A 26,883-nucleotide genomic window follows, 5' to 3' on the forward strand; every position below is an offset into this window, starting at 1 on the left:
AGTGGGAACCTGGTTCTCGCTGGTACGCGGGACCATTGGGACGGTAGTCCTGAAACGCACAGTGAGGACCATGGGAGCGGGAAGTCGTCTGGCCTGTTCTTCGTGGGGAAGGCAACCGCGGGGCACAGGCCGGAGCCCGCGCGGGTGCACCGGTTGGCCCGGAATTTTATTGCAGAGGAGTCTTGGTCGGACACCCGCCTTCCGCTGGGTTCGGAACACCTGCCAGGAAAAGGTTCCCCTCTCACGGCGCTTATGCCCCCGAGGGGCGAACCATTTCCGGTCGGAACTCATTAAACACCGAAGGTAAATCGTTCAGGGTCCTCACCATTGACCCCTGCCCACCGACCGGGACCCGGCACGCCCTTGCTTGCACACGGAATGTCACTGCCCCGTGCCAGAGTGGGATCCTCGGTCGATTCCTGGAGTTGGTCATGGCATATCTGCTGGTCATCGGGACGCGCAAGGGGCTCTTCACGGCCCGGAGCGAGGATCGGCTGGACTGGGAGGTGGAGGGGCCCCACCGGCTCGACTCCGCCGACTACGCCAGCATGAGCGCCGTCTACGCGGTCGGGACCGACCCGCACAGCGGGCGCCTGCTCGCCGGAGCGGAGAGCTCGCACTTCGGACCCAGCGTCTGGTACAGCGACGACCTCGGCCGGACCTGGCACGAGCCCGTCTCCGTGCCCATCGCCTTCCCCGACGACACCGACACGTCACTCGTCCGCGCCTGGCAGTTCGCCTTCGGCGACGTCCCCGGCACCGTGTACGCGGGGGTGGAGCCGCACGCGCTGTTCAGGTCGACCGACGGCGGGCTGAGCTTCGAGCTCGTCCGAGCGCTGTGGGACCACCCGCACCGGGCCAACTGGTTCCCCGGCGCCGGCGGCGCGGCCATCCACACGGTCCTGCCCGGCGTCCTCGGCGCGGGCGACCGGTCCCCCGACGCGATCACGGTGGCCATGTCCACCGGGGGTGTCTACCAGACACGTGACGGCGGCGCGAGCTGGAATCCGGCCAACCGGGGCATCTCGGCGGTCTTCCTGCCCGAGGACGAACCCGAGTACGGCCAGTGCGTGCACAAGGTGGCCGTCACCCCGGACGGGTCGATGTACGCCCAGAACCACCACGGCGTGTACCGCAGCGCCGACCCCGACGGCGAGGGGTGGACGTCCGTGGAGGAGGGGCTGCCCACCAACTTCGGGTTCGCCGTGGTCGCCCACCCGCACCGTCCGCTCAGCGCGCTCAACTTCCCGGTGGTCAGCCAGGAGGTGCACCTGCCGCCCGGTGACCGGCTGGCCGTGTACCGGACCGACGACGGGGGCGGGAGCTGGCGGCCGGACGTCCGGGGCCTGCCGGAGGACCCCTACTTCGGGATCGTGCTGCGCGACGGAGCCTGCACGGACGGCGCCGACGTACCCGGTTTCTACTTCGGCACCCGCTCCGGCGACGTGTACGCCTCCGTCGACGGCGGGGACGGCTGGCACCAGGTGGCGGCCCACCTGCCCGACGTGCTGTGCGTCCGCGCGACGGAGGTCTGAGATGCGCGTGACGGTGCACCTGCCGGGGCTGCTGCAGGCCGACGCCGAGGGCGCCGCCCACATCCCGGTCGAGGTCGGCGACGACACCCCGCTGGGCGGGGTCCTGGACGCGCTCGCCGCCCGCTATCCGGGCCTGGACCGGCGCCTGCGCGACGAGCGCGGGGAGCTGCGCCGCTACGTCAACGTGTTCGTGGACGGCGACGAGTGCCGTGGTGCGGGCGGGCTGGCGGCACCGGTCACCGACGGCGCGAACGTGCGGGTGCTCCCCTCCGTGGCGGGAGGCTGACCACACCGGTCCCGCGCGCGTCCGGCCCGGCCCCGCGCGCTGCGAGGGACCGGGCCGGACGGGTTGTCCACAGGTCGTGGTCGCCCCTACCGGGGCGCGTCCTCCTCCGGTTGACTTGATACAGGGGGTCCCCCGGACCCGCCGACACCGTGCTGCCCCGACTCCGCCTCGGAGCCGTCCGCGCCGTACCGCCCCACCTTCGCGCCGAGAGCCGCCCCGGACACCGGCACCGACCCCTGCGCGGCCCCCGCCCCCACCCCGGGACCCGCGGCCGTGCCCGCGTCCGTGCCCGCGGTCCCCCGCCGCATCGGCATCGGCCGCAGATAGGTCAGGCTCCGCCACACCCACTCCAGCGGGCCCAGCCGGAACCAGCCGGTCCACACATGCGCGAAGGCCACCGCCACGACGAAGTAGGCGACCGCCAGCCCGTACTGCGCCAGCAGCGGAATCGCGGTCTCCAACGGGCCCATCACCGCCAGGAACACCGCCGTGCTGCCCAGGTAGACCGTGAGCGTCATCCGACCGAGCGGGGCGAGGGCGCCCAGCAGCCGGGACGCCGTCCGGCCCCGGCGCACGAGCCACCACACCAGGCCCAGGTAGAACAGCGCGCCGCCCCCGCCCATCAGCGTGGACGCCAGGGACACCAGCAGCGGCGACCCCGGCGGGACCACCGGCATGCCGTCGTCCCCGAGCACCGGTACGCCGTCGGCGCCCATCTCCATCGGAAAGAACACGTCGGCGGCGAACATGGCGCCGTACCCGAGGACCTGGACGGCCAGCCCGGTCCACAGCATGAGCGTGGGCAGGCGCGAGGCGACGAGCTCTCCGCCCGGCGCCAGTTCGGGGCGCCGCGCCAACCACACGCCCACGCAGAAGAGCCCGAGGGTCTGCGGCACGTGGAAGAGCGGCGCGGTCAAGGGCTGCCAGCCGAGCGCGGAGTCGAGGAGGAGGTCGGCGAACGGCGCCGCCGCGAACAGCGCGAGGGCCGCGACCGCCGGCCGTCTCGCGGTTCCCCCGGTCAGCCACGGCATCAGCGGGGCCAGCAGCAGCGCTGCCAAGGCGTAGTGGGTGAGGATGTCGCCGTCGAAGACCAGCAGGTGCGGTACCCCGAACAACAGGCCCAGTACGGCGTAGCGGCGCAGCATCACGGCCGTCGGACGGCCGCCGCGCCGGACGGCGGAGCGCCAGGCGAGCACCGCCCCGACCCCGAGCAGAACCATGAGCATCGCCCTCGCCTTGCCCGACACGAGCAGGCTCAGCCCGGTGTCCACGACGGAGGTGAGGATCGTGCTTTCGCGCTCGCCCGTCATCTCCGCCGGGAAGACGACGGAGGGCGCGTTCATCAGCACCACACCGATCATCGCGAGCCCGCGGACGACGTCGAGGTAGGCCACGCGCCGCGGCGCCCCCGCCCCCTGCCGCTCCACGGGCGCCGGCGCCTCCCCTGGCGCGGGGCCCCGTTCCGGCCGCGGCGCGTCCTCCCGGGACCGGTCCTGGACCGGATGCGGCCCCGGGCCTCCGGCGGCGCCCTGCTGTACGTCGGTCACGTCTGTTCCCCTCGTGTGCGGATGTCCAGACTCGCGCCGGAGGCCCTCCGCGCACATCGACCGAACAGCCGAACGGCTCCCCCGGGTACCTGGTCCTTTCGACCGAGGCCTGCCGGGGCGGCGGCGCCTAGCCTGGGACGCATGGCGTCGAACAGGTCTTTCTCCCCGTCCCACAGCCCCCTGCCGGGATTCGACGGCGTGGTCGCCCGACTCGCGCCGTGGGCCGTGGCGGGGATGCTGGCGGTGGTCTGGGGCTTCGACCTGGTCCGCACCATCGGAATGCAGGACTCTTCGGGCTGGATGGGGCCGCCGCACTCGTCCATGGACTACGTCCCGGTGGTCTCGGGCGCGCTCATGGCGGTGTTCACCTTCGTCGCGCTCCACCCGCGTGCGGGCCGGGGGCTGACCGCCTCCTGCGGGGCTGCCGCGCCACTCGTGATGGTCGTCGCCTCGGCGCTGCTGTTCCCCCTGCCCAAGGGCATGTTCGGGTACGCCTTCGCGCCCTCGGAGGTCATGTCCCTCCTGGTCCTGCTGTCGCTGGCGGCGCTGCGCTGCCGTCCCTGGCAGATCGCCCTGGTCGCTCTGGGCGCGTTCGCGGCGGCGCTCACCGACTACCTGCGGGAGCCGATGAGCCTGGCTTTCTTCTCAGCGTCGCTGATGCTCGTGATGGCGGGCCTGGCCCCCGGCCTGTACCTGCGGTGGCGGGAGTTGCAGAGGCGGTCCCACGTGGAGCGGGCGCGCGCCCAGGAGCGGCTGGCGATCGCCCGCGACCTCCACGACGTGGTCGCGCACGAGGTGACCGGCATCGTCGTCCAGACGCAGGCGCTGCGGCACGTCGCCGACCGCGATCCCGGGGCGGTGCGGGCCGTGCTGCCGGAGATCGAGGCCGCGGGCGCCCGCGCGCTGGAGTCCATGCGGGGAATGGTCTCCCGTCTGCGCGAACCGGACGACGTCCCGCTCGCCCCGGACATCGTCGAGGGGCTGGCCCGGCTGGAGTCCGCCTCCGACGTCCGTCCCCGTGTGACGGTCAGCTGCGCGGGAGACGTCAACGGCCTGCCGTCGGCGGTGGGCACGACGGTGCTGCGGATCGTCCAGGAGGCCGTCACCAACGCGCTGCGGTACGCCCGCGGCGCCACCCTCGTGGAGGCGGTGGTCGAGACGCGCCCGGACGGGGTCCGGGTGGAGGTCCGCGACGACGGCCGTGAGACGGCCGGTTCGGTCGGCGGCGGGTTCGGCCTGGTCGGGATGGCGGAACGGACCCGGCTGCTCGGCGGGGAGCTGTCGGCGGGGCCGCGTGGCGGCGGCCCCGGATGGGGAGTGCGGGCGTGGCTGCCGCTGGAGGGGGACGCATGACGATCCGGGTACTGCTCGCGGACGACCAGGCCATGGTGCGGACGGGGTTCCGGTACATGCTGGACGCCGAGGACGGCATCGCTGTGGTGGGCGAGGCCGGGGACGGACTGGAGGCGGTCCGGCTGGCGCATGAGCTGCGCCCGGACGTGACGCTCATGGACATCCGCATGCCGGGCGTGGACGGGTTGGAGGCGACCCGGCGGCTGGCGGGCCCGGGTGCGGCGGATCCGCTCCGGGTGGTCGTGGTGACCACGTTCGACCTGGACGAGTACGTGCACGCGGCGCTGGCCGGAGGGGCGGTCGGCTTCCTGCTCAAGGACGCGGGCCCGGCCCTGCTGATCGAGGCGGTGCGCGCCGCCGCCCGGGGCGACGCCCTGGTCTCGCCCAGGATCACGGTGCGCCTGCTGCGCCACTTCGCCGCGACGGCTCCCCGGTCCTCTCCGGAGGACGGCGGGCTGACCCCCCGGGAGCTGGACATCGTGCGTGCGGTGGCGCGGGGGCTGACCAACACCGAGGTGGCCGCGGAGCTGTTCGTCACGGTGAGCACCGTGAAGACCCACCTGGCGAGTGTCCAGGGCAAGCTCCGGGCGCGGAACCGGGTGGAGATCGCCGCCTGGGCCTACCGGAGCGGGCACGTCATCTGACGGGCGGTCCCCCGCCCGTCCCCGCTGTCCGTCGGCCCATCGGTGATTCGACCCGAGTTCGGCCTCCGGCACGGTGTCGCCTTCGCACCGGCGCGGTCCTCCCCGATGATGAGCGGGAAAAACACCCGACCGTACCGACTGCGAGGTTTGCCCATGGCCACGATGCGTGCCGCCCGGCTCGACGTGAGGACCCGGACCCTGGAGGTCAAGGACGTCCCGCGGCCTGTCCCCGGCCGGGGACAGGTCCTGGTCCGGGTGAGGGCGGCGGGCGTGTGCCTGTCCGACGTCCACCTGGTCGACGGGACCCTCCGGCCGCTCCATCTGGAGGGCGACGAGGTCACCCTGGGGCACGAGGTGTCCGGTGTGGTCGAGGAACTCGGCCCGGACGTCGTGGGCACCGCGGTCGGCGACCGGGTGGCCCTCCAGGCGGGCCAGATCGACCGGGCCGGGAGAACCCTCACCCGGGGGGTGGACTACGACGGCGGCTGGGCCGAGTACGCGCTCGCCGACCAGGAGACCCTCGTCCCCCTGCCCGACGACCTGCCCTTCGACCAGGCGGCGATCATCCCCGACGCGGTGTCCACGCCGTGGGCCGCCGTCACCTCCACGGCGGACGTCGGTCCGGCGGAGGCGGTCGGCGTGTGGGGCGTGGGCGGTCTGGGCGCGCACGCCGTGACACTGCTGCGACTGGTGGGCGCGGCCCCGATCATCGCGGCCGACCCGGACCCGCGGGCCAGGGAGCGTGCCCTGGCCTTCGGGGCCGACGCGGCCCTGGACCCGACCGCACCCGGCTTCCTGGCGGGGGTCGGCGAGCTGACCGGCGGGCGGGGCCTCGATGCGGCCTTCGACTTCGCGGGTGTCCCGGTCGTACGCGAGCAGGCCCTCCGGCTGCTCGGCGAGCACGGCCGCCTGGTCCTCGTCGGCCTGACCGACAAGCCGTTGGAGATCAGGGACGGCACCCGCTTCAGCTACCTCAAGCAGCAGGTCCTGGGCCACTACGGTTCCGAGCCGGAGCACGTCGCCGAACTGGTGGAGCTGGTGGGCGCGGGCCGCCTGGACTTCGCCGCCTCGATCAGCGGGACCTTCGGCCTGGAGGAGGCCCCCGAGGCCGTGGAGCAGCTGGGGAAGCGGATCGGTTCCCCGGTCCGGCTCGTCCTGGAGCCCTAGCGGCCCGTTCCGGGCGTGAGACCGCGGGGACGGAGGAGGGGTCTACCAGTTCGAGGGGGCGTAGTCCTTGAGGAAGCACCCGTGCAGGTCCTCGCCCAGCTCACCACGGACGATGGGGTCGTACACGCGTGCGGCCCCGTCCTCCAGGTCGAGCGGCGCGTGGAAACCGGCCTCGGCCATCCGTGGCTACCAGGGGTGCACCGCTGTTCGACGGAAACACGCCCCCACGTACACACATTGTGCGTACGATCTGGGGTATGACCACCGCCATGAAGGCAGAGAGAATCCACCTGAGAGTCGATGACCAGCAGAAGGCTCTGCTTGAGGCCGCGAGCACCGCCTCGGGAGACACGGTCTCGGCCTTCGTCCTCAGCGCAGCCACCGAAGCGGCAGCGAACGTACTGGCGGACCGACGGGGCTTCACGTTGGACGAACAGGAGTGGACTGCCTTCGACTCGGCCCTGGAGCGCCCCGCACGCGACATCCCCGGGTTGCGAGAGCTACTGGCCGGACCCAGCGTGCTCGACGAGAACAGCTCGCGGCGTCATGAGGACGACATGTGAAGCCGAGGTTCGGATCGGTCGAGCCGCTCACCGCACGTCACACGACGGCCGGCTTCGATTGCGGATCACGCGCTCAATCCGGCTGGTTGACCGAACACGCGCTCCAAGCGCACCGCTCAGGTGGATCACGCGTCTATGTCGTACGTGACGCAGCCCCGGAGACGGACGGCCCTGTGGTCGGCTACTACGCCTTGGCCGCTGGAAGCATCGCTCCCTCTGTGACTCCCAACCGACTCCTGCGCGGCGCCGGCAGGTACCACCAGCCCGTTGTCATCCTGACCCGGCTGGGAGTCGACACCCGCGTCCAGGGGACTGGACTCGGCAAGGCCCTTGTGGTCGATGCGCTACGCCGGGTCGCAGTAGCTTCCGAAACGATCGGTGTCCGAGCTCTCCTCATCCACTGCGAAAGCGAATCGGCACGACAGTTCTACCTCGGCCTCGCCCGGTTCGAGCAGAGCCCGAGCGATCCGATGCACCTCGTACTGCTGATGAAGGATCTCCGCCGCGCACTCGCCTGATCCGTGAGTCCAGCACTCGAACAGCCGCTCCCCAACGCTCCTACCAGTTCGAGGGGGCGTAGTCCTTGAGGAAGCACCCGTGCAGGTCCTCGCCCAGCTCACCACGGACGATGGGGTCGTACACGCGTGCGGCCCCGTCCTCCAGGTCGAGCGGCGCGTGGAAACCGGCCTCGGCCATCCGCTCCTTGTCCGGGTGCGGCCGCTCGTCGGTGATCCAACCGGTGTCGACGCTGGTCATGAGGATGCCGTCGGACTCCAGCATCTCCTCGGAGCTGGTCCGCGTGAGCATGTTGAGCGCGGCCTTGGCCATGTTGGTGTGGGGGTGGCCCGGGCCCTTGTAGCCGCGCCCGAACACCCCCTCCATCGCGGACACGTTCACGATGTAGGCGCGCCTCGCGGACGTCGCCGCGAGTGCTGGGCGCAGACGGTCCACCAGCATGAACGGCGCACTCACGTTGCACAGCTGCACCTCCAGCATCTCGACGGGGTCGATCCCGCCGATCCGCCGCGTCCAGCTGTTCTCGGCCGCGAGATCGGGGACGAGCCCTCCGGCGTCGATCGCCGTCCCGGCCCGCACCCGGTCCAGCGACGCCGAGCCCGTGGTGAGCGCGAGCGAGGTGAGCATCTGCGGGGTGAGCGCGTGCGGCGCCACGTGGCCCTCTCCGGGCTCCGTCCCGTCGGCGTCCCCGGCGCCTTCCAGCGCCCGCGGCCGCACGCCGCCCAGCACCAGCGGCCGGGGCAGCCCCCCGCCCGTGAGCGGCTCGGCCTCCGCCTCGATCAGCGGCCCGTACGACCCCGGTGACCTGCGCACCGTCTGGGCGGCGTTGTTGATGAGGATGTCCAGCGGCCCCTGTTCCACGACCGAGTCGGCCAGGCGCACCACCTGGGCGGGGTCGCGCAGGTCGATGCCCACCACGCGAAGCCGGTGCAGCCACTCGCCGCTGTCCGGCATGGCCGCGAAGCGGCGCACGGCGTCGTTGGGGAACCGCGTCGTGATGGTGGTGTGCGCACCGTCCCTCAGCAGCCGGAGGGCGATGTACATGCCGATCTTCGCGCGACCGCCGGTGAGCAGGGCACGCCGGCCGCTCAGGTCGGTACGGGCGGCGCGGCGCTCCTTGTTGAACGCCGCACACGTCGGGCACAGCTGGTGGTAGAAGGCGTCGACCTCGCGGTACTTCTGCTTGCAGATGTAGCAGGGACGGGCCTTGCGCAGCACCCCCGCGAGTGCGCCCCCGGCCCCGCTCGTGAGGGCGCGGCCGTTGGTCTCGTCGTCGATCCGGTCGGGCGCGGCGGTGGCGGTGGCGGCGAACACGGCCTCGTCGTGGGCCTTCTGGGCGGCCTGCCGCTCCTTGCGCCGCTGCTCCTTGACGCTCTTGAACAGCTTGGCGGTGGCCCGTTGCAGGAGGGCCGAGTCCGGGTGGTCGCTGGGCAGGTCGCCGACGCGGGCGAGGACGTCCAGGCACACGGCCATCCGGTCCGCGGGGATCTCCTGCTCCTGCCCGGCGGCACCTCCGGCCGCGGTCACCGGGGGGGTCACGTGCGCACCGGGGGCCGTCCCGTCCGCCCGTGCGGCGCCATGCGCCGTTCCCGTCCTCGTCTGCGTCATCGTCTCCGTCACCGCTCCGCTACCGTCCTGGGGCCCGCGCTCACGGACCCGGTGGCGCCCGACTCGGGGCCATCAGGAACCTTATGCGCACTCGCACACCACGCGGGGCACAATCCAGTCGTAGGGACAGGTGACCATGGAGGATGACAGAGACGACGCATGGGACGTACCAGGCCCATGGGTAAGGGGAGATCCGTGATCCAGCCGAGCGCCGCCCCGGAGGCGACCCCCACCGGATCCGAGCTCGTGGTGCTGCTCGACGAGGAGCACCGACCGGTGGGGGTGGCCGACAAGTCCACCGTGCACACCGGGGACACCCCGCTTCACCTGGCGTTCTCGTGCTACGTCCTGGACGCCGACGGTCGGGTGCTGCTCACCCGGCGGGCCCTCGGCAAGACCACCTGGCCGGGTGTGTGGACGAACAGCTGCTGCGGCCACCCCGCGCCGGGGGAGGCCTTCGAGGACGCCGTGCGCCGCCGCGCGGAGCAGGAGCTGGGGCTTGCCGTCACCCAGGTGCGGTCCGCGCTGCCCGAGTTCCGCTACAGGGCCGTGTCCGCCGAGGGCATCGTGGAGAACGAGTTCTGCCCGGTGTTCTGGGCCCGCGCCGAGGGCGTCCCCGACCCGAACCCGGAGGAGGTCGCCGAGTACGCGTGGGTGGAGTGGTCGGACCTGGTCGCGGTCGCCGGGCGCACCCCGTGGCTGCTGAGCCCGTGGGCCGTCGAGCAGATCCCCGGGCTCGACGCAGGGGGGCGGGGCAGGGCACAGGGCCCGGGGCGGGTCGCGAAGGCGTAGGGACACGGCGCCGGAGGAGACGGAGTTCCCCGCCCGGGTGCTGAAGGCCGCCCTCCCGGGGTAGGACCCCGGTGGGTGCCCCCCTCTTCCCCTGGAGCTGAAACCCATGTCCGAACCCCCCGCCGCGCGGCCGCTCCGCCCGACCGCCCTCGTCTTCGACGTCCTCGACACCCTCTTTCCCGTCGCCCCCCTGGAATGGCGCTTCCGGGAGGCCGGGATCCCCCGGGTCCTCATGACCCGGTGGTCGGACCACCTGCTGCGGGACTCCTTCGCCCTGGCCCTGACGAGCGGTGAAGGCGGGCACGGGGCCGACCGCTCCTTCGAGGACGTGGTCCGGGGCGCCCTCCGGGACATCACCGGCCACCAGATCGCCCCGTCGGCCGAGGACGCGATCGTCGAGGGCATGGCCGGACTCGACCCCCGCCCCGAGGCCCAGGCCGCCCTCGCCGCCGCCCGCAACGCCGGGATCGGGGTGGCGACCCTTGGCAACCACGACGACGTCCTGCCACGTACGCTGCTCGCGCGGGCGGGCCTGCTGGACCTGGTGGACCACGTGGTCGCCGCGCGCCCTGTGAGCGCCTGGAAGCCCGCCCCCGGCGCCTACCTCGCCGCCGCCCGCGCCCTGGAGGTCCCCCCGGGGCGGCTGGGCCTGGTCAGCGGCCACGGATGGGACGTGGCCGGTGCGCGCCTGGCCGGGCTGGTCACGGGGTGGTCGGGGCATCTGGAGGGACGTTTTCCGTCGCTGTTCGCCCCGCCGGACGTCTTCGGCCGGGACCTGGCCGAGACGGTCGACCGGCTGCTCGACCTGCCCTCCGCTCCGGTGCCGTAGGGGGTCAGCCCTCCCAGGACTGGTCGTACTCGGGATGGGCCCGGTAGACCGCGGCCAGGTACTTGACCGCCAGTCTCCAGGCCAGCAGCTCGGACCAGGGGTCTCCGCCGACGGCGGCCCCGTGGGGCTCGGGGGTGAGGCTGCGCATGCTCGCGTGGTGCGCGTCTGCGTACCCGCGGACGATGTTGCGTTTGGCCGCGACCTCCGCCAGCGCCCGATCCCGGCCGCGTGCTCCTACGGGAACGGCCTTGGACGCGCGTTCGTCCTCGTCCAGACGCGCGTTCAGGAACTCGACGATGGTCACCGGACTACTCCTCTTCTGTCCCCCCGCTGCTCTGCACAGGGGTCAGTATCTGCCATGAATCCCGGCCGGGCCACTCCGGTCGCCCTCGCGCGGGCGGCCGGACCGCCCCGGTCCGAAGTTCCCCCGCCGCCTCCGATCACACGGGACCGCGCGCGGCGCGGGGGCGTCAGGCACAGCCCTCGAACTGGGGGACGCTCGTCACCACCTGGAGGTCGGTCTCCCCGAACCAGGTGTCCAACAGGTCTGCGGCCGTCTCGTCCTGGTACATCGTGCTGATGGCCTTGTTCACGGCCTCGCAGGCCTCCACGTCCCCGTGCGGCAGGCCCACGCCGTACTTCTCGTCGGTGAAGGGGCTGTTGACGAGCCGGAACGCGGAGGGGTCCTCGGCCAGGAACCCGGCGAGGATCAGGTTGTCCGTGGACACGGCGTCCACCTCCCCGTCCCGCAGGAGGTCGATGCACGCGCTGTAGGTGGGCGCGTCCGTCTGTTCGACGGCGATACCGAGGCCCTCCGTGATGCGGACGGCGGAGTTCGACCCCTCCCCCTGGCAGACGTCGAGCCCCTCCAGGTCGCGGACGCTTCGGATGCCGGTGGCGTCGGAGCGCACGAGCACGTCCTGCTTGGCCACGTAGTAGGGGCCGCCGAAGGTGACCTCCGTCTTGCGGGCCTGGGTGATGGAGTAGGTCGCCACGACCATGTCCACCTCCCCGTCGCCCAGCTTCTCCTCCCTTTCGGCGGAGGTGACGGGCACGAACTCGACGTCCTCCTCGGGGATGCCCATCTGCCGGGCGATGTACAGGGCGACGTCGACGTCGAAGCCCTCGAACCCGCCGTCCCCGACCTGGAGACCGAGACCGGGCTGGTCCGCCTTGACGCCCACGGTCAGGGACGTGGCGTCGACGAGTGACGCCTCCTCCCCCAGCAGCGCCGAGCAGGCGGGCAGTCCCGTCACCGCCGCGGCGGCCAGGGCTGCCGCGGCGACGGTGCGACGGTGTCGAAACATCATCGGCCTCTTCCTTGTCTCTCGTGGGGTCAGCGGTACTCGGCCAGCCGGGGGCGCACCCCGAGCGCGACGAGGGCCAGCAGCGCGAGCACACCGGCGGGCAGCAGCCACCCCCACGGGGCCAGCGCGGAGTCACCGCGCTCGATGCCCTCGGTGAACGCGTCCCTGTGCAGGCCGGTCAGCTCGGCGAGCGCAACCTCGTAGGTGCGGAAGGTGCCGTTCTCGGCGTGGACGATCTCCATGCGTGTGGCGAGGGCGGCGTCGAGGTCGCCCTCCCGTGCGGCGGCGCGCAGCTCGCGGTCCTCGGCCTGGAAGGCGTTGTAGGAGGCCAGCACGTCGGCGAGCGCTGCCTCCTGGCTCGGAGGCAGCGACTCCTGGGCGGCCCTGCCCAGGTAGCCGAGTGTGCCCGGGTCCTCCGGGTCGGCCCCGTCCGACCCGGGGAGCTCCGGGTACGAGGCGGCCACCTCGTCGACCGCCTCGTAGTAGGCGTCCAGGTTGTCGGCCGGGCGGAACAGCACCTGCTGCGCCCGTTCCAGGTACACCTGCTGGTAGTTGTCGGCGAGGGCCGGGTCGACCAGGTAGCGGCTCTCGTCCGCCTGCATGTCGGTGGCGATCGCCCCTGCCCGGGACAGGGCCATCGCCGTGTCCAGCCCCTCCTCCTTGGCGTCGCTCTGGTGGCCGCCGCTGGAGACCAGGGCGAGGACCACGCCGACGGTGAGCGCCACCGTCCCGGCTGTCGCGGCGAGCAGCGGGGCGTTGATCCGGCGGCGGAAGCGCACCCGCAGGTACAGCTGGAGGCCGGTCAGCGCGATGACCGTCACCGCACCGACGGCACCCACCCAGACCAGGCCGAGCGCGACGGACGCCTGGCCCTCCTCGTGGTTGACGCGGACGATCGCCGACGAGTCCAGCCCCAGGTTGAACGCCTTGGGCAGGAGTTCGGTGTGCATCAGCTGGGTGGCCTCGCGGTACGACTCCAGCGCTGCCTCGTCCGCCTGCCCCGGAGGCGCCTGCGCCTCGTCGTTGAGGAGTCGCGCCTCGGCGGCCAACTGCTCGTAGACGCCCAGCCCGTCGAGGACGGCCTGCACGTTGCGCTCGCCCACGGAGACGCCCTCGGTGAGCGAGGCGGCCTGGAGCAGGGCCCTGTTGGCCCGGCCCCGACTCTCCTCGTACTGCTCGATCGCCTCGTCACGGCCCGAGCCCAGGCCGTGGTCGGTACCCATGAGCAGGACGTCCGCCATCTGGGCGTCCATGTCGGCGAGGGCGAGGTACAGGTCCGTGGTCGCCATGGCCTGCGGGCCGGCCCCGCGTCCGAGCACGTCCAGGTCCTCCCGCGCCTGGTTGAGGGTGAAGGTCGCCGAACCGAACAGTCCGACGACGGACACCAGGCACACCGCCGTCAGCAGCCACACCCGGGCGGGGGTGGTGCGCAGCCAGAGGCGCGCGCGGACCGCGCGGTCACGCGCGTAGCCGCCGGTCCGCCCGGCCCTGCCACGGGGGGAGGCGCCGGGCACCGGTGTGGCACCGGCTCCCGGGGCGCCCCGGGCCGGGGGCGCCGCGGCCGGGTCCTGCGGCTCGGAACCGGGTGGGCGCCGCGGTCGGCCGGAGTGGGGGGACATCAACGGGGTTCACCCCTTCTGGACGATGATGACGGTCCATGCGCCGACGTAGATCCGATCGCTGTCATTGAGGGGCACCTCCACCTTGCGGGGGATCGTGTTGGCGGTCCCGTTGATCATGGTCCCGTTCGTGGACCCCGGGTCGACGATCGCCCAGGACCCGTCGGGTCTGGCGACCAGGATGGCGTGGACGTGGGAGACCGCGGGGTCTCCCCCCGGTCCGCCCAGGTCGATCTCGGGCGTGAACCCCCTGGAGGCGCTGCGCCGGCCGATGTGCACCCGGTCGCCCCTGAGGCTCACCCGGCGCTGTTTGTTCACGGCGGGGAACGAGATCTGGGAGGAGTCGAGCATGCCCTGGTCGGCCATGTACTGGTAGTAGGCGGGGTCGGCCGCGACGACGGCGCGCCAGTGCGCCGCGGCCGGGGCGTCGCCCGGGCCGGAGTGCCTGTCCACGCGGCTGTCGGACTGCGAGGCGAAGTCGTATCCGCACTCCTCGCAGAAGCGCCCGGTGCGGGAGGTCGTGCACTCCGGGCAGGGACCTCCCCGTGGCATCGCGGGGGGCCGCCGCGGCGCGGGGGCGCGAGGCGGTGGCTGTGTCGGCATCTGTGCCGTCGGGGGCGGGGGTCGGTACGGCTGGGGCGGCGGCGAGGGGGAGTACGCCTGGAGGCGCAGCCCGCAGGTGTCACAGAAGTCAGTCGCCGTCGAGTGGTGCCCGGTGGGGCAACTCGGCATGGGTCCCTCCTACCCGGGGCCGGGGGCGCCGTCGGTTTCGGGTCCGTTCTCGGGCCGGGTCCGTACGGTCCGGGTCGAGTGGGTGTCCAGCGTCATCTCGTCGACCTTGTCGACGCCGGTCCTGAGACGGACGGTTCCGGTGGACGGGTCGATGACGTCGACCACCTTCCTCAGGAGTCTCGCGGTCTCCTGGCTGCCCGTCTCCTCCGCGAGTGCGACGGCGCGGCCCAACCGCGTGGTGGCGGTGTCCCCGTCCCCGTCGCGACGGGCCGCGAGCCCGTCCTGGATGGCCTGGGCCAGTTCGGCCTGGCCGGTGTAGTGGGCCACCCGGGGGTGGATCCCGGTGGCCCTGACCTCGTCCGCCGTCCACTCCGCGAGGATGTTGCCGGAGGCGAGGACCTGGTCCTCGGCGCCTCCGGAGCCGGGGAGGACGACGCGTACCCACCCGGCGCGCAGCTGCCGCCCCGGATCGCCCGCGGGCACCTCCACGCACACGTGGTAGTCGCGGTTCTCCGTGCCCCACGATCCCGTGGGGTAGTCGCCCGCTTGGGGGGTGCGCTCCACCGCGCGGTGGGTGAGGTCCCGCACCGTGGGCGAGACCTGCTTGACGTAGCGGACCACGGAGTTCTGGGGGGTCCACAGCCGCAGGGCGACGTCCGCCACGGCCTTGCCCATGGACGCCTGGGCCATGGCGCGGAAGTCGGCGGCCAGGTCGGCGGGGTCGGCGATGATGCCGGGGCCCCCACCGAGCAGTGCCGAGTCGATACGGCGCAGTTCCTCGACCTTCCAGTCGGTGCCCACGCCCCGGCAGTCGCACACGAACCGGCCGGTGACCTGTCGCAACGCCTGCTCGAACTCCTCGGCGAGCTCGTTGTTCTGTCCGTCGGTGAGCAGGATGGCGTGCTTGATGCCCTCGTCCACGGTGGCGAACAGCTCCCCGGCGAGGGTGAGCCAGGTGCCCATCCTGGTGCCGCTTTCGGCCCGCATCCGGCCGATCGCCTCCAGGGCCGCGGCCCGGGTGGTGCCGTCGACCTCGGCGAACCGCCGCTCCCCCTCGGGGTAGGCCATCCGGGCCCTGCTGCCGCCGCTGACCACGGCGAACCGGACCCCCTCGCGCAGCGCCTCGACGGCGGCGCGGGCGGCGCGTTTGGCCTCGTTGAGCTTCTCCCCGTACATCGAGCCGGAGGTGTCGACGATGATCACCTCGGAGGCGCGCACCGAGGCCCCCACGAGCACGGGGCTGCGGGAGGTGACGCTGACGACGGCGTGCACCTCGCGCCCGCCGATGGGCAGGAACCTGTTCTGGTCGACGTCGATCCGGAACTCCGGCTCGGCGGATCGTTCAGTCCTGTTCGGCACGGGACCCCCCTTGCTCGGTGGGTACGGGGATGAGGACGGCGGTGATGTTGTCCTTGCCGCCGGCCCTCAGCGCGAGGCCGACGTAGGTGCGGGCGGCCTCGTGGGGTCTGGTTCCCGCCTTCGGCACGGCGTCCGTCAGGGAGTGCGCCTCGGGGTAGTAGTTCCACAGGCCGTCGCTGCACAGGAGGACGGTGCCCGGCCCCGTCGGGGTGACGGTGGAGATGTGCGCGTCGATCTCGCCGGAGTCCGCGCCCATCCACGCGATGAGGGCGTGCGCGTTGGCCGATCTCATGGCCTCGTCACGGGAGAGCGCGCCCATCTGCACCATGGCCTCGCTCCAGGAGTCGTCCCTGGTGAGCAGGGCGGAGGCACTGGATCCGGGTCCTCCGGAGAGCCAGTAGGCACGGCTGTCGCCGACCCAGCCGACGGTGACCGTTCCGGTCGCGGGGTCGACGACCGCGGACACGAACGTGCAGGCGGGCGCGGAGTCCAGCGACTCGGCGATCCCCGCGACGGCCTCGGCGGCCCGGGTCATCGCCACACCGGTGGCCTCGCGGGGGTCGGCTCCGCGTCGGATCTGCTCCGCGAGGACGGTCGCCCCCGTCTCGGCGGTGACCCTGGAGGCCTCGTCGGAGCGGGGCGAGCTGGACACGCCGTCGCAGACCACGGCGCAGACGGTGCCCGGGGAGCGGGGGTCGTCGGCGGCGACGACCCGGATGGCCATGGCGTCCTCGTTGCGCCGGTGGCGGAGCCCGCGGTCGCTGACACCGACGGCGGCGCCGGTGCGCACCTCGACGTGGTCGCGCCCGGTGGGCTGGAGGAAACCGCACTTCTCGCAGTAGCCGTCACCGACCCGCCCGGGGCACCACACGCACATCTCGGGGTTGGTCGGCTGGACGGGGTTGCTGCCGACGGCGGGCGGCGGCCAGTCGGGCACGGGCGGGGCCGCCGCCTCCGGCCGGGGCGTCACGGAGTCGCGCCGCAACGACTGGGTGATGAGTGAGTCGGCCCGTCCCGCGTCCGCCTCGGGGCTCCCGCTCGCCGGGGGTCCCCCCGAGGGGGCGGCCCCCCGGGGAGGGGTACGGGTCTCGGGGGGCACCCGTCCGTCCCCGGGGCCGGCGGTGGCGCCGTGCAGGCTCACCTGCGGGGCCGTCGGGCCGCCGTCGGGCGGGACGAGGCCGGGCCGGGCGCCGTCACCGTTCCGCGCGCCGTTGCCGCCGGGGGTTCCCGGTCCGCCGCGGGCGGCCTCCGACATGCTCTGCTGGGGGGCCGTTGTCACGTTGTCGGTGTGCTCCACGGGAGCACCCCCCGCTCCCTCCGGGAGGGGGCGTCCGCACCCCTCGCAGAAGACGTCGCCCGTGGCCGCTCTGTCCGAGCAGGCAGGGCAGGTCCGCACCGTTGTCATCGCCGTTCCCTCGATCCTCACAGCAGCGTCACGGGACGCAGGGAGTTGGCCTTGTCGATCAGCTCGTACCGCTCCGGGGACGCGGTGGCGCGTTGGGCGAGCACCCGGTAGCGCCGCTCCAGGTTCGTCCGCACCCCCTCCTCCGTGAACGGGCCGTCGAGCAGTCTCTCACCGCCGGGTGCGCCGCCCCCGCCGCGGAGCCACTCCAGGGCGGCCTCCAGGACGCGGACGGCCAGGCGGTCGGCGGACTCTCTGTCCAGGCCGACCCGCTCCAGGCGCCGTCCTGCCTGCACGAAGTCGGCGACGCCCCTCCCCTGGTGCGGGGCGGCGAGCACGGCGATCAGCGAGGTCTGGGCGTGGATGTGGAGGCTGGACATCTCCGGGACCCTGTCCAGGACGGCGATGGCGGCGTCCCGGTCGCCCTGGGCGAGACGGATGCGGGCCAGCCCGAACGCGGCGCTCACGAAGGAGTGGTCGGTGTTCCAGATCGTCCGGAACTGACTGGCCGCGGTGTCGAGTTCCCCGGTCCGCTCGCAGGCGAGCGCCAGGCCGAGCTTGGGGGCGATCTCGCCCGGGAGGTGGTCGTACAGCTCGTCGAAGTGGTTGCGGGCCTCGCGGAACCGGCCGGTGCTCAGCTCCGTGACGGCCAGGTACCACATGGTGCGCCAGTCGCCCGGAACGGCCTCGCTGAACGCCTGGAGGACGTCCATCGCCTCCCAGTGGCGGCCGAGCGTGATGAGCGCGCGGGCCAGCATCAGCAGGGTCTCGGGCGTGGGTGCGGGCATGGCGCGCAGGGCGGCGACGCGTTCCTCCGGCGGGAGCGCCTGGAAGCCGCGCAGGTGCTGGGAAGCCGGGTCGCCCGGGTCGATGAGGGGCGCGGGCAGCAGGGCGGCCGCCGCCGTGGGTGCGGGCGGCACCAGGACCCGGTCGGCGTCGTGCGTGCCGGCGTCGCTGCCGGAGGTGAGGTTCTCGCCGCCGAACACGGTGGACAGCGCCGGGTGCGGCACCCCCTCCAGTTCGGAGAGGACCTCGCGCAGGACGCCGGTGAGCTGGTCGGCCATGTCGCCCGCGTCGTGGAAGCGCAGTTCGAGCTCGCTGTGGGTGGCGCGGCGCAGGATCCGGTCGAACGACTCGAACCGCTGGAGCACCGGTACCGTCTCGCGCCGGGGGAGGCTGTGCGGGTGCTCGCGCATGAAGCTGAAGCGGAAGCTGAGCACGGCCAGGGTGCGGCCCACCGAGTACAGGTCGGCGCTGACGGTGGGGCCGGGGCCCCGCAGTTCGTCCTCGGTCACGCGGTAGCCGGGGGTCGTGTACACGGGGCTGACCGCGTCGTCCATGCGCCGGACCCCGCCGAGGTCGATGAGCTTGATCTGCTCCTCGCTCTGGATGACGTTGTCGGGCTTGAAGTCGCAGTACAGCAGCTTCTTGGAGTGCAGGTAGCCGAGGGCCCGCAGGACCTCCAGGCCGTAGGCGATGACCTGGGTGACGGGCAGGACGGCGTCGGGGTCGTCCTCGCGGCGCTCGATCAGCAGCTCGCGCAGGGACTTGCCTCCGACGTACTCCATGACGATGTGTCCGCCGGGGATGCCGGTGCGCGGGTCGGGGTGCTGCGAGAAGTTGATGATCTTGACGATGTTGGGGTGCTCGACCTCGGAGAGGAACGCGCGCTCCGCCGCGGCCGCCTTGTGCGCCTCCGCGTCGCCGACGTTGAGCAGGCCCTTGAGGACGACCCACCGGTCGTTGACGTTGCGGTCGCGGGCCAGGTAGATCCAGCCGAGGCCGCCGTGGGCGAGGCAGCCGAGCACCTCGTACTGTCCGCCGACCCTGTCGCCCCGGGAGAGTTTGGGGGTGAACGAGAACTGGGTGCCGCACTTGCGGCAGAAGCCCTCGGTCCGGCCCTGTTGTTCGCCCCGGGCGCGGCCGACCTTCTCACCGCAGTTGCCGCAGAAGCGGTTCTTCTCCGAGACCACCGGGTTCTGCATGACGGCCTCGGAGGGGTCCCGGTAGGGCACCGGGGGTACCAGGACCATGCCCATGCCCAGCATGCCCCGGGAGGAGCCCCGTCGTCCGGAGCGCACGGAGCCCGGACCGGTGGTGCCGGTACCGACGGTGCCGGAGACACCGGCGAGGCCGGACCGTCCGGAGAGCTTGATGTTCTCGGAGATCGGGTGGGAGTGGGCGGAGCCACCGCCGGCGGCGTCCCTGGAGGAAGGTGCCGAGGAGAGCCACTGGTCTGGCGCCTCGTCCGGCGGGGTGCCGACGGGCGGCGGGTGGGGGCCGCCGGACCCGGACCCCTGCCGGGACGCGCCGAACGCCCCCTGGGGGCCCGACGGCCGCCCGCCGCTCCCCTGGGAGTGCGGTCCGGGGGGGTCGGTCACCGGGGACGCGCTTCCCCCGGGGGGTTGCACGTGTACTGGGGCCAGTCCGCACACACCACAGAAGCCCTCATCGATCTGGCCGTGGCAGCCGGGGGACGTGCACTTGGTCATCTGCTCACACCACCATCGCTCTCGCCATCTGACGCGTCCGATCCCGGTGTGGTTCTGTCCCCGGGTGATTCGGTTCCGCTGAGCTCCTGGAGCGCCCGGAGGTAGGCCGACAGGGCGACCGTGGCGGCGCGCAGGTCGCAGGGCGCCCTCCACAGCTCCCAGTGGGCCCGACCGTGGAGTTCGGAGAGGTGTTCGTTCTCGGCGAGTTCGAGCCGGACCGCGCGGGCGCGGTAGGCGTCCAGGCGCCCGCGGAGTTCGGCGCGGCGTTCCAGGAGCCCGGTGAGGTTGCCCTCGCGGTCGCGCGCGTCGTCGACGGCCTCGTGGACCGCGCGCTGCAGTTCGCCGAGCCGGGCGCCGAGTTCGCGCCAAAGACCCTTGGCGCGCAGGGAGTCCATGTCACCGATCCCGGCCCGCAGGGACGGCACCGGGTCCGGGACCTCGACCGCGGCCGGCGAGGAGACCTTGGCGACGACCTGGGCGCGGAGGCCGCGTGTGCGGGCGGTGGCCTCCTCGACGTCGTCGATGGCGGAGCTGAGCCGTTCGACGCTCTCGGTGTAGGAGTCGCGCATGCGCAGGGCGTCGCGGAGTTCACCGCGTACGCGCTCCAGGACCAGGCGCAGGCGTTCGAGCGAGGAGGTGTCGACGCGCCCGTTCTCGACCAGGGAGAGGGGGTCGTTGCGGACGGTGGTGCCCACCGCGGCGAGATCGGACCGCAGGGCCTCGTGCTCGTCCTCCCCGAGTTCGATCATGTCGGAGAGCGTGCCGATCTCGTACCACATCGCGTCGAGCTCGCCCAGCCGCGGGTGGAGTGCGTCCCAGGCGGTCTCGGCAGCCGAGATGACCTCGGTGGCCTCCTCGTAGGCGGCGGACATCCGGGCGACGGCGTCGGCGAGGGTGACGGGCTCCTCGTCCGCGTGGAGCAGGCCCCGCTTGTTCAGGGGTACCTCCCCGGCGGGGAGGACCACGGACGGGCCGTTGAGCAGGGCGGTCAGCGCGGCCTGTTCGGCGGCGCCTCCGCCGGCCTCCCGTAACCGTGCGACCCGGTCCACCACGAGGTGGAAGGCGTTGTAGACCGTCCACAGGCTGTGGATGTGGCCGTCGGCGTACTCCCAGCGCTCCCGGGTCCGGCCTTCCAGAGCAGCACCCTTCAGCAGCTGGTGCCCGACGTGGCCGTCCAGGTCAGCGAGGTTGAGGGTGATCCGGTCGGCCTCACCGCGCACACGGTTGAGCTCGTGGTCGATGCCCTCCCAGCTCATGGGCGGTATCCCGGCCCCCGACGCACTCGCCACCTTCCGTCCAACTCCCGTCACCGCGTCCCCGCCCCGTGTGTGCGCGAGCGGAAACGGTCAATGTTCCTTTACCTAGACACGAGTCTGGCGGCGAGGTTCGCGAACCACAAGAGAGTGCCCCCTTTACGGCCGCGAACGGCCACTTGGACCCCATTTGTGAACCAGAAGCACCGTGACGTGACAGACACCCTGCCATGCCGGTCCCCCCGCTGTCTCTCGCTGCCGCGTCACCGCGCTCGGGGCGCCCCCGCCGGGGAGGAGGTGGCCGCGCTACGCCCCCGGAAGGCGCGGAGCCTCCCCCAGGGCGTCCAGGACGAACCGCGCCCGCTCCGCGACGGGGACGCGCGGCAGCTCCACCAGTTCGTAGCCGTGGGCGGGGTAGGCCTCGGCCATCGCCCGGTGGGTGCGCTCCGCCTCGTCCGGTGACTGGTGGCGTTCCGCGTCACCGGTGAAGATCTCCGGCCACGGCGGGGCGAGGAACACCCGGCGGTGGTAGCGGAACCGCCGGACCGCCTCGCCGACGTGCGCGGGCACCGGCAGTCCGCGCAGCAGGAAGTAGCCGACCAGGTCGGGGACGCCCCGGTCGCAGAAGACCGGCCCCGCCCACGCGGACGCCTCGCGGTGCGACCGCATCTCCCAGGACAGCATCAGTTCGGCGAACAGGCCGTCGTCGCGCCAGGACAGCCCGAGCCCGTCGATCTCGCGCTGGTCGCGGATGATCGCCCGCCCCGCCTCGGTGGTGCGGGCGTACCCGAGCGCGGCCAGGTGGTCGATCAGCGTGGTCTTGCCGGATCCGGGTCCCCCGGTGACGACGACGAGGTGGTCCATGGTTCTCCTGGGTGGTCGGGGGCTGTGGGGCCCGGCGAGGGGGAGGCGCACGGCGGGGCGGCGGGCCAGGACCCCGACCAGGGGCAGGGCAGGGCACCGGGGGGTGTCCGGAGTGTCTCCCGAAGGCTTCCGGATCGGTGGGCGGCCCCGGGCCCTCTTTCGCACGGGGCCGTGCGACGTCCTGCCCGGTGGTGCCTCACGGGCGCGGGGGCCCGGCGAGGGGCGGCCCGGTGGGCGCGAACCCGGGGGGAGGGAAGACGTCCCGGCCGTACCGGAGCACGTGCACGGCGGGATACTACCGACGGTCTCGGAGAGGGGACAAGCCGTGTGTCCGACGGCCGCGACCCGGCCGTGCGGCACCCGCGCCCGCCCCGTAGGGTTCGGCGACCGACACCGTGGTTCCCCTACGCCCCGGAGGCCCCGTGCCCGCTCCCACACCCGCTTCCGCCCCCGGCTCCGTGCCGGCTCCTGTGCCGGCTCCTGTCCCGGTCGCGCTCGTCATCTCCCTCAGGGTCCGCCCCGGCCGCCGGGACGCCTTCCTGTCCGGCCTCTCCCGCAACGCCTCGGCGGCGGTGCGCGACGAACCGGGCTGCCTGCGCTTCGACGTGGTCGAGGACGGCACCGACCCGGACGTCTTCTGGGTGTACGAGGTGTTCGCCGACCGGGAGTCCCTGCTCGCCCATCGCCGGACCGCGCACTTCCTGGCCTGGCAGAAGGAGAAAGCCGAGGTGGTCGACCCTGGAAGCCAGGTCGACCACCTCGGCCCGCTCGTGGTCAGCGAGGGCTGAGCCGGCTCACTCCGTGTCCTCCGGCTGGTCCCTCCGGGCGCGGTGGCGCCCTCCGCTTCCGGGCCTGGAGACACCCTCGCCGTCCGACTCCTCCTGGTCGGCGTCCGGTGCGGCCCGCTGGTCCCCGCGGTAGCCGTCCGCGTACCCGCCCGCGTAGCCGTCGTCGAACGCGCTCGTCCGGGGCTCCTCCTCAGGAGCGGCGGAGCCCTCGGCCAGGGGGGCGCCCTCCCGGGCCGCGGTGACGCCGCGGAGCTGGAACCCGGCCACCGCCATGACGACGCCGAAGATGATGGCGTAGACGCCGACCACGAACACGATGGCCTGTGCGCCCTCCAGCGGCCAGAGCCACAGCAGGAGGCCGAACACGATGGAGAGGGCGCCGACGAAGATCAGCAACCACTCCGAACTGTTGTGGGCGCGCAGGCGGATCGCGGTGACGATCTCGGCCACACCGGTGATGACGGCCCACGCACCGATGATGAACACGACCGCCAGACCGAAGGCGAGCGGCCAGATCAGGGCGATGAGGCCCACGAGGACGCTGAAGGCCGCCTGCAGCACGAGGGAGAGGCGGCTGCCCGGCGCCGCGCTGTAGGCGGCGTAGCCCAGGGCGCCGCCGTCGACCAGCGCGTAGACACCGAACACGATCGCCAGGGCGACCAGGGTCACCCCCGGCGACACCAGGGCGATCAGACCGAAGAGAACCGCGGCGACCCCGCGGAGGACCACAACCCACCAGTTCCGGCTCAGCTCACCGAGCAGGTCACCGGTCAACGCGTACCTGACCATCGTCGCCTCCCCTTCACCGGTGCGGCCCGTCCGGGCCGCACCCTCCCACTTCCCTCAACGTCGCACATGGATGACAGAGTGTGCGCAAAATGCGGGGAAAGTGCGGGTGATGTACCGGTAGGGCCGACGGCGGCGCCCCGTGCTCTCCGGCACGGCTCCGGCGGGGTGTGCCGACACGACGGCGCCCGCCCTCGCCTGTGGCGTGGGCGGGCACAGCGGTGTACCTCGGGTGGGATCTACCCCTGGCCCGGGAGGCGCCGCTCGGCGGAGCCGACGTAGTGCTGGCGCGGGCGCGCGATCCGGAAGGCCGGGTCGTGCAGCTGCTCGCGGTAGTGGGCGATCCAGCCGGGGAGACGGCCGATCGCGAACAACACGGTGAACATGTTGGTGGGGAAACCCATGGTGCGGTAGATGACGCCGGTGTAGAAGTCGACGTTCGGGTAGAGCTTGCGCTCGGTGAAGTAGGAGTCGGCGAGCGCCGCGGCCTCCAGCTTGAGGGCCAGGGAGAACAGCTCGTCGGGGTTCTCGTCCCGGTCGAGGATCTGGCTGGCCAGAACCTTGATCTCCTTGCTGCGCGGGTCGAAGTTCTTGTAGACCCGGTGGCCGAAGCCCATGAGGCGCATCTCGCGCGCCTTGACCTTCTCCAGGAAGTCGTCGATGGAGATGCCCGAGTCGCGGATCTCCTCCAGCATCTCCAGCACGGCCTGGTTGGCACCGCCGTGGGACGGGCCGGACAGGGCGTTGATGCCGGAGGCGACACTGGCGTAGATGTCGGCCTGCGAGGAGCCGACCACGCGCACGGTGGCGGTGGAGCAGTTCAGCTCGTGGTCGGCGTGCAGGACGAGCAGCATGCCGACGGCCTTGTTGAACAGGTCGCCGAGTTCACCGGTGGGGGCGTTGTCCCCGAAGGTCATCCGGATGAAGTTGTCGACGTAGTCGAGCGAGTCGTCCGGCGAGAGCGGCGCCTCGCCGATGGAGTTGCGGTAGATGCGGGCCGCGATCGTCGGCAGCTTGGCCATCAGCCGGATCGTGGCGAGCTCCACCTGGGCCTCGTCGCTCGGGTCCACGCTGTCGTCGTAGTACGCGGCGAGGGTGTTGACGGCACTGGCCATGAGCGCCATCGGGTGGCCGTTGCGGGGCATCGCGTCGATGAACGCGCCCATCTCGGCCGGGATGTCGGCGTTGTCGCGGAGGCTGTCGGAGAACTCCTTGAGCTGGCCCGGCTCGGGAAGCTCGCCGTAGATCACCAGGTAGGCGACCTCAAGGAAGGTCGCACCCACGGCGAGGTCCTCGATCGGGTATCCGCGGTAGCGCAGGATGCCGGCGGCCCCGTCGATATAGGTGATCTTCGAGCTACACGAAGCGGTATTGCCGAACCCGGGGTCCAGGGTCGTCATGCCGGTCGACCCCAGCAGGGTCTTCAGCTCGATGGTGCGTTCACCCTCGGTTCCGGTGAACACCGGCAGCTTCAGCACGCCGCCCTCGTAGTGGAGCTCCACCGTGCGGTCTTTGTCGTCTTCGCTCATGCCCGAGGTCAACCTTTCCAGGCGGGGGATACGTAGGTGCGTCAGACGCGGGGCGATCCGCCGCCACGTTCTTGATTCACTCGTTATTGTTCTGTTTTGTTAAACGACTGTTAAGCAAAATCATATAAGTTTCACCGATTCACGGACAGGTGACATGCAACACATACCCAAGCGTGAGAAGAATTACCGCACGGTGAAGATTTGCAAACTTTGCCGATTGTCGATTACTTCGCGATCGCCCTGAGACGTCGCCGACGGAACCGAGGGTCTTCCCGGTGCCGTCCGGTCTCCTGTAGTAGGTCCCCCGAGCACCCCGCCACCCCTCCGGACCGGCTTCGCGTGCACGCTCTTCACAGAAGCGGACATACCCCAACGAAGCTCAGTGCGGCCGGATGATCGATCGCGCCCTAGCGGCCTGAGTTCAGGGTACCTTCGCCCTGATCACGGGGGTCTGCACGGGGTACCCCCTGCTTGGTGATCTTGACCTCTGCCTGCGCTTCTGCACTCCCACGGGCACCTCGGGCCACAGAGGAAGGGGCTTTCCCTGGCACAGGATGTGCGTGGGCCACGAGAGTTCACACGGACCCCACGGGCAGAAACGCGCTACCCCGCCGGGACGCCACACGGGTCGCACCCACCCCAGAACGGGGACACCGCGAGCCGCAGGATCCGACACGGACCCGCGGACGGCGCCCCGGACAGGCGCAGGGGAAACGACCTAGTCGCCCTCGTCCACGCCGCCCGCGAGAAGGGCCTCCATGAACAGCGCGGGGTGGTCGCGCTCGATGACCTTCAGGCGCCACTTGTTGTGTACCAGCACCAGGAGCTCGCCGTCGGAACGGCGCCGCAGCACCTCGGCCCCCGACAGGGCGTGCAGGACGGGCGCCGACTCGGCGTCGGTGCGCCTGGCCACGGAGTACTCCAGCGGCGAGGCCTCGATCGGGGCGCGGAACTCGTGCTCCATCCGGTGCTTGACCACGTCGAACTGGAGCGGGCCCACTGCCGCCAGCACCGGCGCCTGCTCGCCGCGCACGTCGGAGGTCAGTACCTGCACCACGCCCTCGGCGTCCATCTGGGCGATACCGCGCTGGAACTGCTTGTACTTGCCCGCGTCGACCGCCCGCGCCACCACGAAGTGCTCGGGGGCGAAACTGGGGATCGGCGGGAAGTCCACCTTGGGGCCCTCGTAGAGGGTGTCGCCCACCGCCAGCGCCTGGGCGTTGACCAGCGCGATCACGTCGCCGGGGTAGGCGGTGTCGATGGTGGAGCGCTCGGAGCCGAACACCGCCTGCGTGTACTTGGTGGCGAAGGGGCGGCCGGTGGAGGCGTGGGTCAGGACCATGCCGCGGTCGAACCGGCCGGAACTGACCCGCAAGAACGCCATCCGGTCCCGGTGGTTCTTGTCCATGTTGGCCTGCATCTTGAACACCTGGCCGGAGAAGGGCTGCTCCACCCTGCGCGGCCGGTCCCGGGTGTCGATCTTGGCCGTGGGCGCGGGGGCCAGGTTGACGACCGTGTCCAGCAGCTGGCCGACGCCGAAGTTGGACAGCGCGGCGCCGAAGAGCACCGGGGAGGACTCCCCGGCCAGGAACGACTCGGGGTCGAAGTCGGCGCCCAGCGCCTCCAGGAGCTCGATCTCCTCGGTGGCCTGCTCCCAGGCGTCCAGCTCGACCTCGGCGGCCCGCTCGGGTTCCAGGACCTCCTCGACGGCCTTGGTGGCGCCGCCGGGTGTGCGGGTCATCTTGGTGTAGACGCCGCTGGTGCGGTCGACGAGGCCGCGGAAGTCGCCCGCGATGCCCACGGGCCAGTTCATCGGTGTGGGGCGCAGGCCGATGCGCTGCTCGATCTCGTCCAGCAGCTCCAGCGGTTCGCGGCCCGGGCGGTCCCACTTGTTGACGAAGGTGATCACGGG

The 26,883-nt window shown here is 72.2% G+C and carries 25 protein-coding genes; 10 read left to right on the forward strand and 15 right to left on the reverse strand.

The annotated features are described in order from the left end of the window. Window positions 1–431 precede the first annotated feature (431 nt). Both ACFWTE_RS10670 and ACFWTE_RS10675 read left to right on the forward strand, forming a co-directional pair. Entirely contained in the window at window positions 432–1,535 is a 1,104-nt protein-coding gene (locus ACFWTE_RS10670) for a WD40/YVTN/BNR-like repeat-containing protein (protein WP_378779088.1), read from the forward strand. A gap of 1 nt (window position 1,536) precedes the next feature. Further along, complete coding sequence (locus tag ACFWTE_RS10675) at window positions 1,537–1,821, forward strand: MoaD/ThiS family protein (protein WP_378779089.1); 285 nt, start codon at window positions 1,537–1,539, stop codon at window positions 1,819–1,821. 86 nt (window positions 1,822–1,907) lie between these two features. Here the strand turns inward: ACFWTE_RS10675 and ACFWTE_RS10680 are convergent, their stop codons facing one another. After that, complete coding sequence (locus ACFWTE_RS10680) at window positions 1,908–3,368, reverse strand: DUF418 domain-containing protein (protein WP_378779090.1); 1,461 nt, start codon at window positions 3,366–3,368, stop codon at window positions 1,908–1,910. A 141-nt stretch (window positions 3,369–3,509) separates the two neighbouring features. Between ACFWTE_RS10680 and ACFWTE_RS10685 the strand changes: the two genes are divergently transcribed. From ACFWTE_RS10685 to ACFWTE_RS10695, 3 genes are all read left to right on the forward strand, one after another. Beyond that, window positions 3,510–4,721 carry a sensor histidine kinase gene (locus ACFWTE_RS10685; protein WP_378779091.1) on the forward strand — a complete coding sequence of 404 codons (1,212 nt, stop codon included), beginning with the start codon at window positions 3,510–3,512 and terminating at the stop codon, window positions 4,719–4,721. After that, window positions 4,718–5,365 (forward strand): response regulator, encoded by a 648-nt coding sequence (locus ACFWTE_RS10690; protein ID WP_378779092.1) that lies wholly within the window; start codon window positions 4,718–4,720, stop codon window positions 5,363–5,365. The genes ACFWTE_RS10685 and ACFWTE_RS10690 overlap by 4 nt, the downstream gene beginning before the upstream one ends. Window positions 5,366–5,518: 153 nt before the next feature. Then, entirely contained in the window at window positions 5,519–6,532 is a 1,014-nt protein-coding gene (locus ACFWTE_RS10695) for a zinc-binding dehydrogenase (protein ID WP_378779093.1), read from the forward strand. Window positions 6,533–6,574: 42 nt separating this feature from the next. On the opposite strand, the gene ACFWTE_RS10700 is transcribed toward ACFWTE_RS10695, so the two are convergent. Continuing rightward, window positions 6,575–6,712, reverse strand: a complete 138-nt coding sequence (locus tag ACFWTE_RS10700) for a hypothetical protein (RefSeq protein ID WP_378779094.1) — start codon at window positions 6,710–6,712, stop codon at window positions 6,575–6,577. A gap of 89 nt (window positions 6,713–6,801) precedes the next feature. Between ACFWTE_RS10700 and ACFWTE_RS10705 the strand changes: the two genes are divergently transcribed. Both ACFWTE_RS10705 and ACFWTE_RS10710 read left to right on the forward strand, forming a co-directional pair. Next, on the forward strand, window positions 6,802–7,095 hold the full coding sequence (locus ACFWTE_RS10705) for a DUF1778 domain-containing protein (RefSeq protein WP_378779095.1): 294 nt from the start codon (window positions 6,802–6,804) through the stop codon (window positions 7,093–7,095). A gap of 173 nt (window positions 7,096–7,268) precedes the next feature. Continuing rightward, window positions 7,269–7,613: a hypothetical protein gene (locus ACFWTE_RS10710; protein WP_378779096.1), complete on the forward strand. Its 345-nt coding sequence runs from the start codon at window positions 7,269–7,271 to the stop codon at window positions 7,611–7,613. A 40-nt stretch (window positions 7,614–7,653) separates the two neighbouring features. Here ACFWTE_RS10710 and ACFWTE_RS10715 read toward each other — a convergent pair whose 3' ends face one another. Continuing rightward, window positions 7,654–9,084 carry an SDR family NAD(P)-dependent oxidoreductase gene (locus ACFWTE_RS10715; protein WP_378779115.1) on the reverse strand — a complete coding sequence of 477 codons (1,431 nt, stop codon included), beginning with the start codon at window positions 9,082–9,084 and terminating at the stop codon, window positions 7,654–7,656. Window positions 9,085–9,414: 330 nt separating this feature from the next. Here ACFWTE_RS10715 and idi point away from each other — a divergent pair, with 330 nt between their 5' ends. Continuing rightward, complete coding sequence (gene idi, locus ACFWTE_RS10720) at window positions 9,415–10,011, forward strand: isopentenyl-diphosphate Delta-isomerase (RefSeq protein ID WP_378779097.1); 597 nt, start codon at window positions 9,415–9,417, stop codon at window positions 10,009–10,011. 106 nt (window positions 10,012–10,117) lie between these two features. Further along, window positions 10,118–10,840 carry an HAD family hydrolase gene (locus tag ACFWTE_RS10725; protein WP_378779098.1) on the forward strand — a complete coding sequence of 241 codons (723 nt, stop codon included), beginning with the start codon at window positions 10,118–10,120 and terminating at the stop codon, window positions 10,838–10,840. A 4-nt stretch (window positions 10,841–10,844) separates the two neighbouring features. Here the strand turns inward: ACFWTE_RS10725 and ACFWTE_RS10730 are convergent, their stop codons facing one another. The 9 genes from ACFWTE_RS10730 to ACFWTE_RS10770 all read right to left on the reverse strand — a co-directional run bounded on the left by ACFWTE_RS10730 (window position 10,845) and on the right by ACFWTE_RS10770 (window position 21,868). Then, a complete protein-coding gene (locus tag ACFWTE_RS10730; protein ID WP_378779099.1) occupies window positions 10,845–11,144 on the reverse strand; it encodes a DUF6221 family protein in 300 nt (99 codons plus the stop codon). Window positions 11,145–11,310: 166 nt separating this feature from the next. Further along, window positions 11,311–12,150: a glutamate ABC transporter substrate-binding protein gene (locus ACFWTE_RS10735; protein WP_378779100.1), complete on the reverse strand. Its 840-nt coding sequence runs from the start codon at window positions 12,148–12,150 to the stop codon at window positions 11,311–11,313. Window positions 12,151–12,176: 26 nt separating this feature from the next. Further along, entirely contained in the window at window positions 12,177–13,766 is a 1,590-nt protein-coding gene (locus tag ACFWTE_RS10740) for a hypothetical protein (RefSeq protein WP_378779101.1), read from the reverse strand. Window positions 13,767–13,775: 9 nt separating this feature from the next. Continuing rightward, window positions 13,776–14,498: an FHA domain-containing protein gene (locus ACFWTE_RS10745; RefSeq protein ID WP_378779102.1), complete on the reverse strand. Its 723-nt coding sequence runs from the start codon at window positions 14,496–14,498 to the stop codon at window positions 13,776–13,778. A 9-nt stretch (window positions 14,499–14,507) separates the two neighbouring features. Continuing rightward, the gene (locus ACFWTE_RS10750; protein WP_378779103.1) at window positions 14,508–15,857 is read right to left on the reverse strand and encodes a VWA domain-containing protein; all 1,350 of its coding nucleotides are present in this window, start codon (window positions 15,855–15,857) and stop codon (window positions 14,508–14,510) included. After that, entirely contained in the window at window positions 15,841–17,262 is a 1,422-nt protein-coding gene (locus tag ACFWTE_RS10755; protein WP_378779104.1) for a PP2C family protein-serine/threonine phosphatase, read from the reverse strand. Before ACFWTE_RS10755 ends, ACFWTE_RS10750 begins: the two co-directional genes overlap by 17 nt. A 17-nt stretch (window positions 17,263–17,279) precedes the next feature. Further along, window positions 17,280–19,751 (reverse strand): tetratricopeptide repeat protein, encoded by a 2,472-nt coding sequence (locus ACFWTE_RS10760; RefSeq protein WP_378779105.1) that lies wholly within the window; start codon window positions 19,749–19,751, stop codon window positions 17,280–17,282. After that, window positions 19,748–21,007, reverse strand: a complete 1,260-nt coding sequence (locus ACFWTE_RS10765) for a hypothetical protein (protein ID WP_378779106.1) — start codon at window positions 21,005–21,007, stop codon at window positions 19,748–19,750. Before ACFWTE_RS10765 ends, ACFWTE_RS10760 begins: the two co-directional genes overlap by 4 nt. A 303-nt stretch (window positions 21,008–21,310) precedes the next feature. Continuing rightward, the gene (locus ACFWTE_RS10770; protein ID WP_378779107.1) at window positions 21,311–21,868 is read right to left on the reverse strand and encodes an AAA family ATPase; all 558 of its coding nucleotides are present in this window, start codon (window positions 21,866–21,868) and stop codon (window positions 21,311–21,313) included. A 470-nt stretch (window positions 21,869–22,338) separates the two neighbouring features. Between ACFWTE_RS10770 and ACFWTE_RS10775 the strand changes: the two genes are divergently transcribed. Then, complete coding sequence (locus tag ACFWTE_RS10775; RefSeq protein WP_378779108.1) at window positions 22,339–22,656, forward strand: putative quinol monooxygenase; 318 nt, start codon at window positions 22,339–22,341, stop codon at window positions 22,654–22,656. Window positions 22,657–22,662: 6 nt separating this feature from the next. On the opposite strand, the gene ACFWTE_RS10780 is transcribed toward ACFWTE_RS10775, so the two are convergent. The 3 genes from ACFWTE_RS10780 to ACFWTE_RS10790 form a co-directional block, all read right to left on the reverse strand. Beyond that, a complete protein-coding gene (locus tag ACFWTE_RS10780; protein WP_378779109.1) occupies window positions 22,663–23,445 on the reverse strand; it encodes an HdeD family acid-resistance protein in 783 nt (260 codons plus the stop codon). Window positions 23,446–23,681: 236 nt separating this feature from the next. Next, complete coding sequence (locus ACFWTE_RS10785; protein ID WP_378779110.1) at window positions 23,682–24,971, reverse strand: citrate synthase; 1,290 nt, start codon at window positions 24,969–24,971, stop codon at window positions 23,682–23,684. A 718-nt stretch (window positions 24,972–25,689) separates the two neighbouring features. Further along, window positions 25,690–26,883, reverse strand: a 1,194-nt coding sequence (locus ACFWTE_RS10790; protein WP_378779111.1) for a GTP-binding protein, incomplete at its 5' end; no start/stop codon positions are given.

The organism is Nocardiopsis sp. NPDC058631, assembly GCF_042716955.1.
Taxonomy (GTDB): Bacteria; Actinomycetota; Actinomycetes; order Streptosporangiales; family Streptosporangiaceae; genus Nocardiopsis.

What these genes read in the sequence shown, in the direction of transcription:
- ACFWTE_RS10670 (WP_378779088.1), top strand. Translation starts at nt 432, where the DNA reads ATGGCATATCTGCTGGTCATCGGGACGCGCAAGGGGCTCTTCACGGCC.
- ACFWTE_RS10675 (WP_378779089.1), top strand. Translation starts at nt 1,537, where the DNA reads ATGCGCGTGACGGTGCACCTGCCGGGGCTGCTGCAGGCCGACGCCGAG.
- ACFWTE_RS10700 (WP_378779094.1), bottom strand. Translation starts at nt 6,712, where the DNA reads ATGGCCGAGGCCGGTTTCCACGCGCCGCTCGACCTGGAGGACGGGGCC.
- ACFWTE_RS10760 (WP_378779105.1), bottom strand. Translation starts at nt 19,751, where the DNA reads ATGACCAAGTGCACGTCCCCCGGCTGCCACGGCCAGATCGATGAGGGC.
- ACFWTE_RS10765 (WP_378779106.1), bottom strand. Translation starts at nt 21,007, where the DNA reads ATGAGCTGGGAGGGCATCGACCACGAGCTCAACCGTGTGCGCGGTGAG.
- ACFWTE_RS10770 (WP_378779107.1), bottom strand. Translation starts at nt 21,868, where the DNA reads ATGGACCACCTCGTCGTCGTCACCGGGGGACCCGGATCCGGCAAGACC.
- ACFWTE_RS10690 (WP_378779092.1), top strand. Translation starts at nt 4,718, where the DNA reads ATGACGATCCGGGTACTGCTCGCGGACGACCAGGCCATGGTGCGGACG.
- ACFWTE_RS10745 (WP_378779102.1), bottom strand. Translation starts at nt 14,498, where the DNA reads ATGCCGAGTTGCCCCACCGGGCACCACTCGACGGCGACTGACTTCTGT.
- ACFWTE_RS10705 (WP_378779095.1), top strand. Translation starts at nt 6,802, where the DNA reads ATGAAGGCAGAGAGAATCCACCTGAGAGTCGATGACCAGCAGAAGGCT.
- ACFWTE_RS10735 (WP_378779100.1), bottom strand. Translation starts at nt 12,150, where the DNA reads ATGATGTTTCGACACCGTCGCACCGTCGCCGCGGCAGCCCTGGCCGCC.
- ACFWTE_RS10695 (WP_378779093.1), top strand. Translation starts at nt 5,519, where the DNA reads ATGGCCACGATGCGTGCCGCCCGGCTCGACGTGAGGACCCGGACCCTG.
- ACFWTE_RS10715 (WP_378779115.1), bottom strand. Translation starts at nt 9,084, where the DNA reads ATGGCCGTGTGCCTGGACGTCCTCGCCCGCGTCGGCGACCTGCCCAGC.
- ACFWTE_RS10780 (WP_378779109.1), bottom strand. Translation starts at nt 23,445, where the DNA reads ATGGTCAGGTACGCGTTGACCGGTGACCTGCTCGGTGAGCTGAGCCGG.
- ACFWTE_RS10685 (WP_378779091.1), top strand. Translation starts at nt 3,510, where the DNA reads ATGGCGTCGAACAGGTCTTTCTCCCCGTCCCACAGCCCCCTGCCGGGA.
- ACFWTE_RS10725 (WP_378779098.1), top strand. Translation starts at nt 10,118, where the DNA reads ATGTCCGAACCCCCCGCCGCGCGGCCGCTCCGCCCGACCGCCCTCGTC.
- ACFWTE_RS10755 (WP_378779104.1), bottom strand. Translation starts at nt 17,262, where the DNA reads ATGACAACGGTGCGGACCTGCCCTGCCTGCTCGGACAGAGCGGCCACG.
- ACFWTE_RS10785 (WP_378779110.1), bottom strand. Translation starts at nt 24,971, where the DNA reads ATGAGCGAAGACGACAAAGACCGCACGGTGGAGCTCCACTACGAGGGC.
- ACFWTE_RS10740 (WP_378779101.1), bottom strand. Translation starts at nt 13,766, where the DNA reads ATGTCCCCCCACTCCGGCCGACCGCGGCGCCCACCCGGTTCCGAGCCG.